Source organism: Pontimicrobium aquaticum, assembly GCF_005047595.1.
In the GTDB taxonomy this organism is placed as follows: domain Bacteria; phylum Bacteroidota; class Bacteroidia; order Flavobacteriales; family Flavobacteriaceae; genus Pontimicrobium; species Pontimicrobium aquaticum.
Genome location: NZ_SUPL01000009.1, coordinates 39,882 through 54,403 on the forward strand (window position 1 = coordinate 39,882; position 14,522 = coordinate 54,403).

Here is a 14,522-nt window from a genome sequence, read left to right on the forward strand (position 1 = left end):
AATGTTGATTTTTTATTCTTCTCTTAAGGCTTCTATAGGTTTAATGCTTGTAGCTTTAAATGCAGGTATTAACCCAATAAGAGTTCCTAATGTTACTAATACTAATAGTGCTATAAATACCACTAAAATTGAAACTGATGCATTAACTAATGTGGCATCTGGACCTTGTCCAAATGCTGAATCTAACGCTATTAAAATCCAGCCTCCTGTTAGGATGCCAAATAATCCAGCTATTAATGTTAAAAACACTGCTTCAACAACTATTTGTCTTTTTATTTCAAATGGCGTTGCTCCTAAAGCGCGACGCACACCTATTTCTTTTGTTCGTTCTTTAACTGTTATAAGCAATATGTTACCAATGGCAAACACACCTGCTATAAGTGTAGCAATACCTACAAACCATGTTAAAAATTGCATTCCTTTTAAAAAACCTGTAAGTTTCCCAAATTCATTACCAAGATTAAAACTTCCAAAGGCTCGCTTATCTTCTGGATGAATTCTATTTAGGTTTTTTAGCATCAACTTAGCATCTTCCTCAATCTGTTTGATATCGTATTCAGGCTTACCAGTTATCATTATCCAACCAATATTTTCTCCTTGATTATAAATTTGTTGAAATGTTGAGAATGGGATATGAATATCATCACTTGGTCCCATGTTAACATTTCCAACATCAAAAATTCCAATGACTGAATAATTGCTATTATTAATTTGAATAAGCTCACCAATGGCATATTCGTCTTTTTCAAATAATTGTTTATAAACATCCTCAGAAATGACAGCCACTTTTCGCTTATTATCAATATCGCTTTGATTTATAAAACGTCCGTGAAGCAATTTCTTTTTTTGAACTTGGTCTAGTAACGGAAAATCTCCTGCTATTCCAAAATTACCTGAAAGGAAATTACGTACTACTAAACTTGAGTTTTGATTTCTTGGGACTACAAACTCTATTCCTTCTACATTTTCTTCAACTTTTTTTGCATCAGATAATGTTAAAGTAACTCTTTTACCTTCTTGAAACCCTTTAAATGGTTTACTAGTACTTTGTCCCCAAACAAATACGCTGTTTGTTGCAAAGCTTCCAAAAAGCCTATTGAAAGAGTTTTCCATTCCTCTGGCTGAACCTAGTAATCCTATAAGTAATAATATTCCCCACCAAACACCAATCATTGTAATGACAGTTCTAAGCTTGTTTTTGCTCATACTATCGTACACTTCTTGCCACGTATCTCTATCAAATAAAAATCTAATCATACTATTCGTTTCTAAGTGCTACAATTGGTTTTATTCTGGATGCTTTTTTGGCAGGTAAATATCCTGCCAATGCTCCAGCAAGAACTAGTGTAATAGTGGCAAAAACTACCAAAGGTGTACTAACACTTGGGTTAGTAATAAAGTATTCTTCTAAACCTGGTCCTGCTAATTTTAAAATACCTGTTCCTATTAACAAGCCTATATATCCTGCTATGGCAGTAATTAATACAGATTCTATTAAAATTATTGATACGATAGATTTTGGAGAAGCTCCTAAAGCCTTTCTAATACCTATTTCTTTTGTTCTTTCTTTTACAATAAAAATCATGATATTACTAATGCCAACGATTCCAGCTATTAAAGTTCCCATTCCAATAATAAAGACAATAACTCCTAAAACTGTCATCATTTGATTAACGTTCTTTTTAGCTTCTGCCATATTACGAACTCTAATTGCACTTTGGTCTAATGGTGCTATTGAAAAACGCTCTTTAAGCTTTTTTTCTATACTATTACTAAAAGTAATAGCTTGGTCGAAATTCATTTCAGGGTTATAGGTCAGGTTGATTTGATCTATATATTCGTTATTACCATACACTTGCTGCGCTGTGGTTACTGGCATATAAATTAATCGTTCTTCATTATCATTTCCATCATCAGAAAAAACACCTACAATTTTATATTGAATACCACTAAGATTTATGTATTTACCCAGAGCTTTAGTTCTTAAAAACAAATCTTCTTCAACCAATCGCCCTATTACGACCACTTTTGTTTTTTCTTGAAGATCTCTTTGATTAATGTATCGCCCTTCATCCATAATAGTTCTTTCTAAGTACTGATGGTCTGGATGTACAGCTCTTACACTATAATTATTTTGTTCATTCCTGAATGTAGCTGATACATTTTTATAAATTCTTGCGGTTATAAACTCTACTTTATTACCGTTTTCATCCTTTATATAGTTAAAGTCTTTATTTTCGAATTGAATACGTCTTCCTGCCTGTAGCCCTTTATGAGCTTTAGTGGTTCTGCCTGAATTTATAAAAATGGAGTTGTTTGCATCATCAGCAAAAGCTTCTGTAAAAGTGTTTTTTAATCCGTTTGTTATCCCGAATAGGATTGTAAATAGCATGATAGCAAATACAACCGTAAACCCAGAGAGTATGGTTCTTAATCTATTTTTATTAATACTTTGAAATATTTCGCGCCAAAGATCTAAATCAAACATACTGTGAAGCTCTTACTTGATTAACTTTTTTATCTTCCATGATAACACCATCTCGTAAGCGTACTACACGTTTACACATTTCGGCAATGTCTTCCTCGTGAGTTACAATTAAAATCGTTTTCCCTTCATCGTTTAACTGTTGAAGAAATTCCATGATTTCATAAGATGTTGTTGTATCTAAGGCTCCTGTTGGCTCATCGGCCAACAATAATTTAGGATCAGCAGCTAATGCTCTAGCGATGGCAACACGCTGTTTTTGACCACCTGAGAGTTCACTAGGTAAATGATGTGCCCAGTCTAACAACCCTACTTTTTTAAGGTGAAACTTACCTTTTTCTTGACGTTCTCTTCGTTTTAATCCTTGATAATATAGAGGTAAAGCTACGTTTTCAAGAGCATTTTTATAATTAATTAGGTTAAAGGATTGAAAAATAAACCCTAAAAATTTATTTCTATAGATAGCCGCTTTTTTTTCGGTAAGGTTTTTAATTGGAACACCATCTAAAATATAATCTCCAGAATCGGCTTCATCAAGCATTCCAATAATATTTAAAAGTGTTGATTTACCTGAACCAGAAGATCCCATAATAGCAACCATTTCACCACTTTCTACTTCTAGATCAATACCTTTAAGAACGTGTAAACTGGAGTCACCTATAGGATAGGATTTATGTAGTTGACTAATTTTTAACATAGTTAGTGTTTTTTAGCTTTAAATGCTATAACAACAATTAGACTGTAAAAGTCTTTTTTTGTTACAGCAATACCTTTAATTTTATGTTAAAATTATTTTTCCTTACTGAGCTTTCGGTAAATCACAAAGCCTAAACCACCAATTAAAATATATGGAATAATCATTAAGTAAATAATCCCATTATTAATACCTTCAGCAGCTTTCATTCCATCTTCACTTTCGAGAACTGCACGACACATAGCACATTGTGCCTCTGCATTAAGAGACACAAATAACATAAGTATTATTAATATGTTGTATTTTATTTTCAAAAGTTTAATAATAAGGTGAAATCAAAATATATACTATCACTCCAGAAACAGCAACATACAACCAAAGCGGAAAAGTGATTCTTGCAATTTTTTTATGTCTTTCAAAGTTACTAGTAATAGCTCGCACATAGGTTATTAATACAAATGGAATAACTGCTACTGACATAACTATATGCGTAATAAGTATGACATAATATACATATTTGACAAAACCTTCTCCTCCATATTTTGTAGAATCACTTGTCATGTGGTAAGCTACATACATTATTAAAAACATTACCGATAATGTAATAGCCAATTGCATTAGTCGTTTATGTAAGTTTTGTTTTTTATTTACAATAGCCCAAAAAGCGGTTACTAAAACCAATGCTGTAAATGCATTTATTGAAGCATAGATTGGTGGTAAAAAAACTGGTAATTTAGCATCGATTTTAACTCCAAACAACGCAGCAACCACTAATGGAATGGCTATGGACAGCACAACTATCCATTTATCATATTTCTTTTCTTTAGTTATATCTTCCTGCATATTACTCTTTTAAAAGCTTAGCTATATCCTCTTTTAACATGGTTATTTCTTCTTGTACACCATCTTCATCATAACCTTCTTCCTCGCTAATAATTCCATTATAGTAAATTTTGGCATTTCCGTAAGCATCTCTTCTAGATCTTATAAAACCATTTTTGTCAATTAGGGCAAAGTTTCCTGAATGCTCAAAACCACCTTCTGCTTCGCCATCTTCGGCAGTATAAAGATTAAAACCTTTATTTGCTAATGCATAGATGTCTTGTTGGCTTCCAGTCATTAAATGCCAATTAGGGTTAGTTATACCATATTTTTCGGCGTATGCTTTTAGTACTTCCGGAGTATCGTTTTGTGGGTTTATTGTGAATGATGCTACACCAAAATCTTCATATCCAACAAAATTATTTTGAATTTGCACAAGATTCCTGTTCATTCTTGGGCAAATAGTAGGGCATGTAGTAAAGAAAAACTCTACCAAATAAACCTTTCCTTCATAATCTTTATTGGTAATAATATTTCCGTTTTGATCTGTAAAACTGAACTCTGGAACTTTTTTAGCTTCACCATTTATTTCCAAAAAGGCCAATGGCTCATCACTCGATACTTGTGTTCCTGCCTTTTTACTTCTACTCTCCTCTCGAGTAATATCATTACTCGTAATTCTATCAACAATTCTTGGGATAAAAATAATCCCAAACACTAAAATTACTAGTGCAATTCCTACGTATGAATAATTAGTTTTTTTCATTTATTTTAATATCATCAGCTCTTCTTGATGAAGAGTCAAAATTTCCTTTTCTTTTTTGTCGGTATTCTGTAAATAAAATGCGTATATCTTCGCTCATTTTATTTTTTAATTCTGCTACCTCAACACAGTTATAAGAATTTAAACTATAAATAGACTTGTTGGTTTCAACTTCGTTTTCGGTTCTATCGTCAATCCTACCTCTTTGATTCAATTCATTATCTACTATAAACACATGGCTTGTAGCGTAGTTTCCATCTAATTGTGTCGTAGACTTTAAACTATTAAAAACGTTTAAAACATTTTTAGGTTGCCCATAAGCAAAATGCCAATACTTTAACTCATCATACTTTAATAATTCTTTTCTTAATTCTGTTACTTGGTCTTGCGCGCCATTAGGAACTAATATTAATATTTGAAAACGCTTGAACCCTTTAAACTTATCGTAAATTAATTCTTTTAAGTTTAAAGCAGTGGTTGTTTGTTTTAAGGCTTCGCTTCCTAAAAAACCCACTACTGTTATATTGTCTTTAAAGCTAACTATATTACCATCTTCGTCTTTAAAATTAGCAACATCAACAACATTTGTCTTAACAGTATCTAACGGATTATAATTATGTTTTGATGGATACAGAAACAACAAAAACATTACTGGTAGAAAAAATAAAACTGACAGTATGATTGTTTTTTTTAGGCTCTTTTTTTGCATGGTACAAAAATAAAAAAGACGGTTTTAATAACCGCCTTTATCTATATGTTTTAACATATTACTATGTTGACTATTTTTATTAAAAATCTGTTTTTACAAATCCATCATGATAGACATCAAAAACATATCCTCCTTCTTGTAATAAAATAAAAATTAAATAACAAATAAGGAATACCGCTGTCCATACAACTACACGACGCAAACTTTTTGTTTCGTCTCTCATGTGCATGAAATCCCAAGTAATGTAATAAGCTTTTACAATTGTAAGGATAATAAATATCCAGTTTAAAAGCTTCATTCCTAAGAATGGCGCTTTTAAAGCAGCAGGTTTATATATACCTAATACTACCTCAACAGCTGTAACAATAGAAAGCAAAATTAATACTCCCCAAATTTTTTGGGTATTAGATTTAAATTTTATTAATCCTCTTAATATTTCTAATTTATGTGCGTGATCTGCCATTTTTAAATCGTGTTATCTAAATTAAACAAGGTAGAAGAATGTAAATACAAATACCCAAACTAAATCTACAAAGTGCCAATAAAGCCCAACTTTTTCAACCATTTCGTAGTTCTTTCTTCTTTCATAAGTTCCTAATATTACATTAAAGAAAATAATGATATTAATAACAACTCCAGAGAATACGTGAAAACCATGAAATCCTGTAATGAAGAAAAAGAAATCAGCAAATAATGGTGAACCGTATTCGTTTGCATGAAGATTAGCTCCTTCAACAACTACTTTACCATTGTTTTTTATTTGGTTTATAGATTCTTCTCTTGATAATACTGTTTTATGTCCTTCCTCATTTATTATTTGTGTACGAACTAATATGTTTTCGTTAGCTTCAAGTCCATGTAAAACTTCACTCACTGTATAAGTTGGCAAAGTACCTTCGCTTGTAAACCAAATACCACTTTTTCTTTGGTCTTGCACACGCTCTTTATGTTCGTCTATAACTGCAAAGTCACGAAGTGCCACTCTGTGACCTTCGTTATCTACAAATTGCAGAATATTTCCTCCTTTAGTTTGCACAGCACCATAATCTCCTTTAATAAACGTTGCCCATTCCCAAGCTTGAGAACCAACGAATATTAAACCACCAATAATGGTAAGGAACATGTAAATTGTTACCTTAGCTTTGTCCATTTTATGACCAGCATCTACAGCAAGCACCATAGTTACCGACGACATAATAAGCACAAAGGTCATGAATGCCACGTAAATCATTGGGTAATTCCCATGGAAAAAAGGTACGTGGGTAAAAACCTCATCAGCAATTGGCCAAGAGTCTATAAACTTAAACCTAGAAAACCCATAAGCTGCTAAAAACCCTGAAAATGTTAATGCATCGGAAACGATGAAAAACCACATCATCATTTTACCGTAACTTGCTTTTAACGGTTTGTTTCCGCCACCCCAAGTTTTCCCTTCGGTTCCAGTACTTACAACTGTATTATCCATAAAAGTTTTTTATTTTTAGAATTGCACAAAAATAATCAAATTTTCTATCTATAGAAATATAAAAAGAAAAACAAATAGACCCACAGTATATCTACAAAATGCCAGAAAGTAGCCGCCAATTCTAAACCTAGCATATTCTGTGAATTATAACGTTGTTTAAAATGATTATAAATTACTACTAATAAGCAAATCAACCCAGCAATTACGTGCATAATATGTGCAAATGCTATCACATAAATATATGACATGGTTATATTACTGGTTGGACCTGTAAAATTGTAACCTGCTTCAATAATTTGATTAAAGCCCATAAACTGACTTACAACGAAGCCAACACCAAGTATAAGAGTAACTAGTAAAAATGCCGTTGTAGCTCTTCTATTATCAGATTTTAAAGAACGTTTCGCCAAAAAAAAGGTAACACTACTAACTATAATAAGTATTAAACTAATTATAAAGGCTTGTGGTAGAACAAAATCTTTTAACCAATCTTCTCTTGAACTACTTACTATAAAAGCACTCGTTAAACCTCCAAACGACATTACTAAAGAAATAATACCAAACCATAGCATCATTTTTTTCGCTCTTTTATTTTTTTCTTCTAAGGTTCCTTGTGTTAAATCCATAAACTATCTAATAAACTTATCTAAAACGTAAATTATTTGTACTAAAGTAATATATAGTACACTTGCCAGCATTAACTGTCTTGCAGCTATTGTTGTTTTCTTCTTAAAAAGCTGTATTGCATAATACAACATTACCAATCCTATAGCAAAAACAACTACTGCTCCAACAATGGTTAGTTTTAGCTCTCCTGTAAATCCGAAAACTGGAATAATAGAAACAAGAATCGTCCAAACCGTATATAAAATTGTTTGTACTGCAGTACCTTTATCTCTTTTACCAGTTGGCAACATATTAAACCCTGCTTTTTGGTAATCATCATGTAAAAACCACCCTATTGCCCAAAAATGAGGGAATTGCCAAAAAAACTGAAGCATAAACAAGGTTCCTGGTTCTATACCAAAATCATCAGTCGCTGCCACCCAACCTAACATAAAAGGAATGGCACCAGGAATGGCACCCACAAAAACTGATAATGGCGTTTTTGTTTTTAAGGGTGTATAAGCACTTGTATATAAAAAGATAGATATGGCACCAAACATGGCTGTTTGAGGGTTTATAATATAAAGTACCGTAATTCCTAAAACCGTAAAAACAGTTGCTAAAATAAATGCCGATTGCACAGACATACTTCCAGAAGGAATTGGTCTGTTTTTGGTGCGTTCCATTAAAGCGTCCAAATCGCGCTCAATAATTTGGTTATAGGCATTAGAGGCTCCCACCATAAAATAACCACCAAAAGCCAATAATAACAATGTATAAAAATTAACCTCATCAGCACCTAACAAATAGCCAGCTATTGAAGAAAACACAACACTTAATGATAAGCGCATTTTTGTAATCTCTTTAAAATTAGAAATCACCGAGAGCTTAGCTATAGAAGAATTTGAAACCTTTGACATTGGTCAGTTTGTGCTAAAGTTTTGCGCTGGCAAAGATACTTTTAAAATTGGTTTTGAGCAATGTAAAACATAAGTAATTCTATATTTAATAACCATACTAGAAGTTTAGTATCTTTAACGGACTTTAAAAAACTATAGCATCATGAAAACACTAAAATTATTCTTATCCTTATTTCTTGTAAGTACACTAGCAACTATGTCTGCTCAAAACAATGTTACCATTAAAACAACTAAGTTGTCTGACAATGTATATATGTTAGTTGGTCAAGGTGGTAATATTGGCGTCTCTGTTGGTGATGATGGTATGTTTGTAATTGATGACCAATTTGCACAATTAACACCTAAAATTTTAGATGCTATTAAAGCCTTAAGCGATAAACCTATTCAGTTTGTGGTAAATACACATTTCCATGGCGACCATACTGGAGGCAATGCCAATATGAAAAAAGCTGGTGCTAAAATCATTGCTCATGATAATGTTTACAAACGTTTATTAGAAGGAAATAAAACCGATGGATTACCTGTAATTACCTTTAATGATAAGTTAAGTGTGTATATAAATGGCGAGCAAGTACTAGTGTTTCATGTTGATAATGCGCATACCGATGGTGATGCCATGTTATATTTTACCAAAAGTAACGTACTGCACACTGGCGATAACTATTTTCATAAACGTTATCCTTATATTGATGTGAATTCTGGTGGAAGTATTGATGGCTATATTGACGCGGTGAAAATGGCTTTAATGGTCATTGATGAAAACACAAAGATTATTCCTGGACATGGTGAGCTGTCTAACAAAGCAGAATATGCCTCGTTTTTAGAGATGCTCACAAAATTAAGAGCTAATGTTCAAGCTGAGATTGATAAAGGTAAAACTGAAAATGACGTCGTTGCTAATACCGCTATTACCAAAGAGTACGACGACTTAAACTATAGCTGGAATTTTATTACTTCTGAAAAAATTAGAAGAGCTATTTATATTAGTTTGTCAACTATGGATTAAAAAATCGTGTGTTTTTCTTGAATTTGTTTAATATATATTCACATGCCTCTGCTTCAGTGTTAAATGTTCGTGAGGAGTGCTTCTCACCTAGCTCTTTATAGTAGACTTCATATTCATCCGTATTTTGCCCTTTTTTAATTGTCAAAGCTACTTTATTATCGTCGTCAGTCGAACCGAAAAGTCCATGTAAAAAATACTTGTTCTCAGAAACACCGCTTTTTTTGAGTTCATTATTTAATTCTCTAATAGTCACACTTAAAAAGATTCCTGCCTTTGCAGGAAGGATTAAAAATCAAAATACCAATTAAACAAATCGGTTCGTAAGCCAATACTAAACCAGAGCGTGTCATTTTTAAAAGTGGTTGCTGTGGTTGCATTAGGGTTAAAATCCCGATAACTTACATAAGCAAACAACTTTAAATTGGTTGCTGGATTTACTAAATATCCTGATTGTAATTCGGCATGAAAGCTTTTGGTTTTTATACCTTGTCCTACTTCTACACCTGAGTCGAAAGGTCGATCATTATAATCCCTGTAAATATCACCTCCATAGCTAAAATCGTCTGTCCCGTTATTATAATCTAAGCCTCTAGCGCCAAATACTAATTTTGCATCGGCAAACCAACGTTTATAGTTATAGCGTCCTATAACAATAGCTTCACTAAAATTAGCTCCCCAAAGATGTGCCATAGATTGGTTGTTATGTCCATAATTAAGCACAATAGTATTGTGAGAGTATGTGTAAGGCCTTACGCGATTGTACTCCAATTGTAAATACAAATTATCTACTTTAAAAGCGTTGTAGTATTTAGCACCTATTTGGTAGCCATACTTGTTTTTCCAGCTTTTGTTTCCGCCTTTAATATCGCCTAGCGAAAATTCATCTAATATAAACTGACTGTAAATATTTACATTATCATTTACTTTATACTTTGCAGTGGCTCCTAACACAGCATTTCCTGCACCTTGTCCAGTTTCAAACTCAATAGCACGATAAAAAATAATCGGGTTTAAATAATTAATGTCAAAACCTCTATCGTTAGAATTGGTCCACAAAACCGACTCAAACAATCCGAGATTAAAACGTTTAGAGACATTCCAACTCAAATAATGATTTGCCATGTATTTGGTTAAGAAGGCTTTGTCGCTTACAACACCTGTTCTAATGTCTTTTAACCACATCCAGGTATTGGTGTATTTAATTTTCCAGAATTTGGTGCTTAGCTTTAAAAAAGGTGAAGGACTTGCTACATCACTTTGCAATAACGAACGATAACCATCTCCAATAAAATTTTTACCATGACCAAACTGAACGTTTAAAAAATCAGTAGGTGAATACGATAAATACGCTTCAGCCACAGGATAATCGTAAGCATCCTTCTTAAAACGTTTGGCAATACCACGCCCAGGAATAACCGCTGGGTCTGGACCAAACCCTCTTAAACTCTCGGCATATCTATTTATATAATCAGCAAAACGTCCTTGACTTTCATAAACCGATGAGAAAAAACTTAATTTTTTACCTAAACCCCCTTGAACATAAAACCCTCTAGTGTTGTTAAACGTGGAATTGAAATCAGCATCAGAATCCTTTCCAACTTGAAGGTCGAAAATTGGGTCAATGGTAAACCAATACCCTTTCCCTTGTAATTGAACCAAATGTTCATTGAAAAATTTTTTTTGCCACCAGTTATCTGATTCTTTTACTAATGCTTGCTTTGCCGCTTTAAAATCATAATAATCAGCAACTTCGCTATAGGTAAATGGTTTAGCTGCCGTATGACTATTGGTACCTACTAAATTTAAGCTTCTATCAAATTTAGCATACGAACTATGCAAAAATGGAATATTAAGTGTACTACCATATTCCGTATCTTCATAAGGCTTTATAGTAGCATTTAGGTTATCGTATTCTGTTTTTGCTTTTTGTTCTATTTTAGTAACTGTACTTATAGCCTCCTCTTCATTATTAGCATTTATAGCCTGTGGCGACATTAAAGGAACTGCAATGGTATATGAATATTGCTTATAAATTGGTCTGCTATTATAGGTGGGTGGCTGTATTTTGGGCAATTTTGCAAAAACCCTTTTTATTTCATTTTTGAGTTCGCTGTAGGTAGCATCAATGTATAGCACCTTAAAATTTCCTTCTTTGGTTATTTCAAACAACAAGAAGATATTTCCTTTATAATTTTCATCAGTTACAACTTGTGGCACTTGAAAATTTGAATGAATAAAAGTTACTAATTCATTTTTAAAGCAACTATCCAATAAACCTATCTCTTGCGTTTCACAATTAGGAAATACCGGAGGTTTTTCATAATCTACATCTTGAGCCAACACATTTAAGGAAAAGAAAATTAAGAATAGTAGGAATAATTTCTTCATTTGATGCAACATGAATTTTTGGTTTGTGAAAGATACTATTTTTTAAGATTAATCGTGAAAAAAGCAATGATATAACGGTAAGCATATTTTTAAAGTATTACATTTTAGGGCTGCTATTAGTGTTAAATTAGGTACAAACTAAAAGCAACCGTCGTTGTTTTTTGTAATTTTGTAATGTGCTTGGGTGATTTTAACGTCCATAATTATTGTTTTAAAATGTTAATATTTATGAGTGCGTCACTTAAAGCATAAAAAAATCCCGTTACCACCAGTAACGGGATTTGACTTTTAATTGCTATTTCTAGTTTTCAACCTGAAATACAATTGGCAATGAGTACGATACAGTAACGGCTTCTCCACGTTGTTTTCCTGGTTTCATTTTAGGCAGCAAATTAATTACTCTAGCTGCCTCTTTTTCCAACCTTGGGTGAGGTGCTCTTGATTGCACACCAACAATGTTGCCAGTTTTGTCAATCTTAAAAACCACACGTATCGTTTGTTTCCCAGACAACCCAAGTTCGCTAGCTAAATCTGAATCAAACTTTTTTTGAACGTGTTTAGTGATTTTTTTCGACATACAATTTCTTTTAGCCTCATTATCTCCTTTGTTGCATCCTGGAAATTCTGGAACATGTTCTACTGATACAAAAGGCACATCTACAGGCTCTATAGGATCTTCTTCTACAACAACATCTGCAACATCTACTATAGGCTCGTCTGTGTCATCTTCAGAAGTATCAATTATAGTTTCCTTGATATCTGTATCATCATCAACTTCCACTATTTCATCTGGTACTATAGGTGGTTTAACTTCTGGTGGAGGAGGTGCTGGATGATTGGTAATAGGAATCTTTAAATCATTAGGATTGTCATACTCTATTGGTGGTTCAACAATAGCTACTCTATCATAAGTCCGATAATTAATTGAGTAATTAGCTGCTAAGAGCATTAATACCAAACCAACAGCAAAATAGATTGAGCTGTTTCTACGTACGTCTGCACGTGGATGTTTTTTTGTTTCCATAATTATTGTTTTAAAATGTTAATATTATGGTAAAACCACAACAAGCGTACCAAAAAAAAATCCCGCTACAAATTGTAGCGGGATTTTAAATATATGGTATTTGTTTCTTAATCTTGTACTTGGAAAATAATTGGTAAAGAATAAGGCACAGTTACTGCTTGACCTCTTTGTTTTCCTGGTTTCATTTTAGGAAGTGAGTTTATTACACGAGCCGCTTCTTTTTCTAATCTTGGGTGTGGTGCTCTAGCCATTACGCCTACAACACTTCCAGTTTTATCTATTTTAAACATTACGCGAATAGTTTGTCTTCCTGATAAACCTAAATCTCCTGCTAAGTCTGTATTAAATTTCTTTTGTACAAATTTTGATATTTTTTCAGACATACATGCTCTTTTAGTATCGTTATTTCCTTTTTCACAACCTGGGAAAATTGGAACATTTTCAATTACCGCGAAAGGCACCTCAATGTCTTCTTCTACTTCTTCTACTTCTACTTCTTCTACCTCAACAATTTCAGTATCCTCTTCAACTTCTGTAGATTCAATAACTGTTTCTTCCACTTCTTCTTCATCCTCTACTACCTCAATCACTTCAGGTGCTGCTGGAGGTGGTGGTGGTGGTGGTGGTGTTTGAATTTGCTCTGTAATTGGAATTTCTTCATCATCTAATTCATCCATATTTAACTGACCTATATCAATAGCTTCTTTATCGTAAGTCTTATAGTTAATAGAGTAATTTGTAATTAAGAGCATTAAAGCAAGACCAACAGCAAAATAAATTGGGCTGTTTCTTCTTACGTCAGCATTCAGGTTCTTTTTAGGTTCCATAATTATTTTTTTTTCGAGATTGGTAAAATAACCAATAATTTGCTAAAAAAGCAAGGGTTTATAAATTTTTAACGATTGTTTTCTTTCTTAGTGTTAAAATAAGAGAAACAATAGCAGCTCCTAAACTATTTGCTACAATATCCATAATGGATGCATCTCTAGTTACTGTGAGCTGTCCTTGTAGTACTTCAATAATTATACCATAAATAACACATAACATTAAAGCGAATGTAATAGGGTATGCACTATTTAAGCTAACAAAGGCTTTATACCACAAAAAACACAATACTGCATAAGCTAGTAAATGATAAATTTTATCTTCATAATTGGTTCCAAAATAAGGCAATCCATCATTGCTAACTAAACTTATTACTGTAAGTGCTAGTGTAAAAGCTAATGCTAAAAAAAGATACGTTGTTTGCTTATTAAGCACTTATTAAGGCTTTGTAATCGTCAGCTGAAAGTAATGACTCAAACTCAGATGTGTCAGAGCATTTTACTTTAATCATCCAACCATCACCATAAGGATCAGTGTTTACCTTTTCTGGTTCGTCTTCAAGAGTTTCGTTAAATTCAATAATTTCTCCTGATACAGGTAAGAACAAATCTGATACTGTTTTTACGGCCTCAACTGTTCCAAAAACTTCTTCGGCTTCAAGAGTTTCGTCAACTGTTTCTACTTCAACATAAACAATATCTCCTAATTCGCTTTGAGCAAAATCAGTAATTCCTATGGTAATAACATCTCCGTCGATGCTAACCCATTCGTGGTCTTTAGTGTACTTTAATTCGGATGGAATATTCATATTAATA

17 protein-coding genes are annotated in these 14,522 nt (G+C 32.9%); 1 reads left to right on the forward strand and 16 read right to left on the reverse strand.

Annotation, left to right across the window (positions count from 1 at the left end; translation table 11 throughout):
- Positions 1 to 12: 12 nt before the first annotated feature.
- The 11 genes from E5167_RS14235 to cyoE all read right to left on the reverse strand — a co-directional run bounded on the left by E5167_RS14235 (position 13) and on the right by cyoE (position 8,464).
- Entirely contained in the window at positions 13 to 1,257 is a 1,245-nt protein-coding gene (locus E5167_RS14235; protein ID WP_211242157.1) for an ABC transporter permease, read from the reverse strand.
- Between the two features lies 1 nt (position 1,258).
- Positions 1,259 to 2,488, reverse strand: a complete 1,230-nt coding sequence (locus tag E5167_RS14240; RefSeq protein WP_136844836.1) for an ABC transporter permease — start codon at positions 2,486 to 2,488, stop codon at positions 1,259 to 1,261.
- The gene (locus E5167_RS14245; protein WP_136844837.1) at positions 2,481 to 3,182 is read right to left on the reverse strand and encodes an ABC transporter ATP-binding protein; all 702 of its coding nucleotides are present in this window, start codon (positions 3,180 to 3,182) and stop codon (positions 2,481 to 2,483) included. Before E5167_RS14245 ends, E5167_RS14240 begins: the two co-directional genes overlap by 8 nt.
- A gap of 92 nt (positions 3,183 to 3,274) precedes the next feature.
- Positions 3,275 to 3,460: a hypothetical protein gene (locus tag E5167_RS14250; protein WP_136844838.1), complete on the reverse strand. Its 186-nt coding sequence runs from the start codon at positions 3,458 to 3,460 to the stop codon at positions 3,275 to 3,277.
- A gap of 37 nt (positions 3,461 to 3,497) precedes the next feature.
- Positions 3,498 to 4,022 carry a DUF420 domain-containing protein gene (locus E5167_RS14255; RefSeq protein WP_136844839.1) on the reverse strand — a complete coding sequence of 175 codons (525 nt, stop codon included), beginning with the start codon at positions 4,020 to 4,022 and terminating at the stop codon, positions 3,498 to 3,500.
- A gap of 1 nt (position 4,023) precedes the next feature.
- Entirely contained in the window at positions 4,024 to 4,767 is a 744-nt protein-coding gene (locus tag E5167_RS14260) for an SCO family protein (protein ID WP_136844840.1), read from the reverse strand.
- The gene (locus E5167_RS14265; RefSeq protein ID WP_136844841.1) at positions 4,754 to 5,473 is read right to left on the reverse strand and encodes a hypothetical protein; all 720 of its coding nucleotides are present in this window, start codon (positions 5,471 to 5,473) and stop codon (positions 4,754 to 4,756) included. Before E5167_RS14265 ends, E5167_RS14260 begins: the two co-directional genes overlap by 14 nt.
- Before the next feature lie 79 nt (positions 5,474 to 5,552).
- Positions 5,553 to 5,936 carry a cytochrome C oxidase subunit IV family protein gene (locus E5167_RS14270; RefSeq protein ID WP_136844842.1) on the reverse strand — a complete coding sequence of 128 codons (384 nt, stop codon included), beginning with the start codon at positions 5,934 to 5,936 and terminating at the stop codon, positions 5,553 to 5,555.
- 21 nt (positions 5,937 to 5,957) lie between these two features.
- Positions 5,958 to 6,938: a cytochrome c oxidase subunit 3 gene (locus E5167_RS14275; protein WP_136844843.1), complete on the reverse strand. Its 981-nt coding sequence runs from the start codon at positions 6,936 to 6,938 to the stop codon at positions 5,958 to 5,960.
- Between the two features lie 44 nt (positions 6,939 to 6,982).
- Positions 6,983 to 7,564, reverse strand: coding sequence for a cytochrome c oxidase subunit 3 (locus E5167_RS14280; RefSeq protein ID WP_136844844.1), 582 nt, complete (start codon positions 7,562 to 7,564; stop codon positions 6,983 to 6,985).
- 3 nt (positions 7,565 to 7,567) lie between these two features.
- Positions 7,568 to 8,464 (reverse strand): heme o synthase, encoded by an 897-nt coding sequence (gene cyoE, locus E5167_RS14285; protein ID WP_136844845.1) that lies wholly within the window; start codon positions 8,462 to 8,464, stop codon positions 7,568 to 7,570.
- Positions 8,465 to 8,606: 142 nt separating this feature from the next.
- Here cyoE and E5167_RS14290 point away from each other — a divergent pair, with 142 nt between their 5' ends.
- Positions 8,607 to 9,470, forward strand: a complete 864-nt coding sequence (locus E5167_RS14290; RefSeq protein ID WP_136844846.1) for an MBL fold metallo-hydrolase — start codon at positions 8,607 to 8,609, stop codon at positions 9,468 to 9,470.
- 285 nt (positions 9,471 to 9,755) lie between these two features.
- Here E5167_RS14290 and E5167_RS14300 read toward each other — a convergent pair whose 3' ends face one another.
- The 5 genes from E5167_RS14300 to gcvH all read right to left on the reverse strand — a co-directional run bounded on the left by E5167_RS14300 (position 9,756) and on the right by gcvH (position 14,515).
- Positions 9,756 to 11,858 (reverse strand): gliding motility protein RemB, encoded by a 2,103-nt coding sequence (locus tag E5167_RS14300; RefSeq protein ID WP_136844848.1) that lies wholly within the window; start codon positions 11,856 to 11,858, stop codon positions 9,756 to 9,758.
- A gap of 301 nt (positions 11,859 to 12,159) precedes the next feature.
- On the reverse strand, positions 12,160 to 12,882 hold the full coding sequence (locus E5167_RS14305; protein WP_136844849.1) for an energy transducer TonB: 723 nt from the start codon (positions 12,880 to 12,882) through the stop codon (positions 12,160 to 12,162).
- Between the two features lie 107 nt (positions 12,883 to 12,989).
- Positions 12,990 to 13,709 carry an energy transducer TonB gene (locus E5167_RS14310; protein ID WP_136844850.1) on the reverse strand — a complete coding sequence of 240 codons (720 nt, stop codon included), beginning with the start codon at positions 13,707 to 13,709 and terminating at the stop codon, positions 12,990 to 12,992.
- Positions 13,710 to 13,767: 58 nt separating this feature from the next.
- A complete protein-coding gene (locus E5167_RS14315) occupies positions 13,768 to 14,142 on the reverse strand; it encodes a VanZ family protein (protein ID WP_136844851.1) in 375 nt (124 codons plus the stop codon).
- A complete protein-coding gene (gene gcvH, locus E5167_RS14320; protein WP_136844852.1) occupies positions 14,135 to 14,515 on the reverse strand; it encodes a glycine cleavage system protein GcvH in 381 nt (126 codons plus the stop codon). Before gcvH ends, E5167_RS14315 begins: the two co-directional genes overlap by 8 nt.
- Positions 14,516 to 14,522 lie beyond the last annotated feature (7 nt).

Coding starts and splice junctions, on each gene's coding strand:
- E5167_RS14235 (WP_211242157.1), bottom strand. CDS start 1,257: ATGATTAGATTTTTATTTGATAGAGATACGTGGCAAGAAGTGTACGAT.
- E5167_RS14240 (WP_136844836.1), bottom strand. CDS start 2,488: ATGTTTGATTTAGATCTTTGGCGCGAAATATTTCAAAGTATTAATAAA.
- E5167_RS14245 (WP_136844837.1), bottom strand. CDS start 3,182: ATGTTAAAAATTAGTCAACTACATAAATCCTATCCTATAGGTGACTCC.
- E5167_RS14250 (WP_136844838.1), bottom strand. CDS start 3,460: ATGTTATTTGTGTCTCTTAATGCAGAGGCACAATGTGCTATGTGTCGT.
- E5167_RS14255 (WP_136844839.1), bottom strand. CDS start 4,022: ATGCAGGAAGATATAACTAAAGAAAAGAAATATGATAAATGGATAGTT.
- E5167_RS14260 (WP_136844840.1), bottom strand. CDS start 4,767: ATGAAAAAAACTAATTATTCATACGTAGGAATTGCACTAGTAATTTTA.
- E5167_RS14265 (WP_136844841.1), bottom strand. CDS start 5,473: ATGCAAAAAAAGAGCCTAAAAAAAACAATCATACTGTCAGTTTTATTT.
- E5167_RS14270 (WP_136844842.1), bottom strand. CDS start 5,936: ATGGCAGATCACGCACATAAATTAGAAATATTAAGAGGATTAATAAAA.
- E5167_RS14275 (WP_136844843.1), bottom strand. CDS start 6,938: ATGGATAATACAGTTGTAAGTACTGGAACCGAAGGGAAAACTTGGGGT.
- E5167_RS14280 (WP_136844844.1), bottom strand. CDS start 7,564: ATGGATTTAACACAAGGAACCTTAGAAGAAAAAAATAAAAGAGCGAAA.
- cyoE (WP_136844845.1), bottom strand. CDS start 8,464: ATGTCAAAGGTTTCAAATTCTTCTATAGCTAAGCTCTCGGTGATTTCT.
- E5167_RS14290 (WP_136844846.1), top strand. CDS start 8,607: ATGAAAACACTAAAATTATTCTTATCCTTATTTCTTGTAAGTACACTA.
- E5167_RS14300 (WP_136844848.1), bottom strand. CDS start 11,858: ATGAAGAAATTATTCCTACTATTCTTAATTTTCTTTTCCTTAAATGTG.
- E5167_RS14305 (WP_136844849.1), bottom strand. CDS start 12,882: ATGGAAACAAAAAAACATCCACGTGCAGACGTACGTAGAAACAGCTCA.
- E5167_RS14310 (WP_136844850.1), bottom strand. CDS start 13,709: ATGGAACCTAAAAAGAACCTGAATGCTGACGTAAGAAGAAACAGCCCA.
- gcvH (WP_136844852.1), bottom strand. CDS start 14,515: ATGAATATTCCATCCGAATTAAAGTACACTAAAGACCACGAATGGGTT.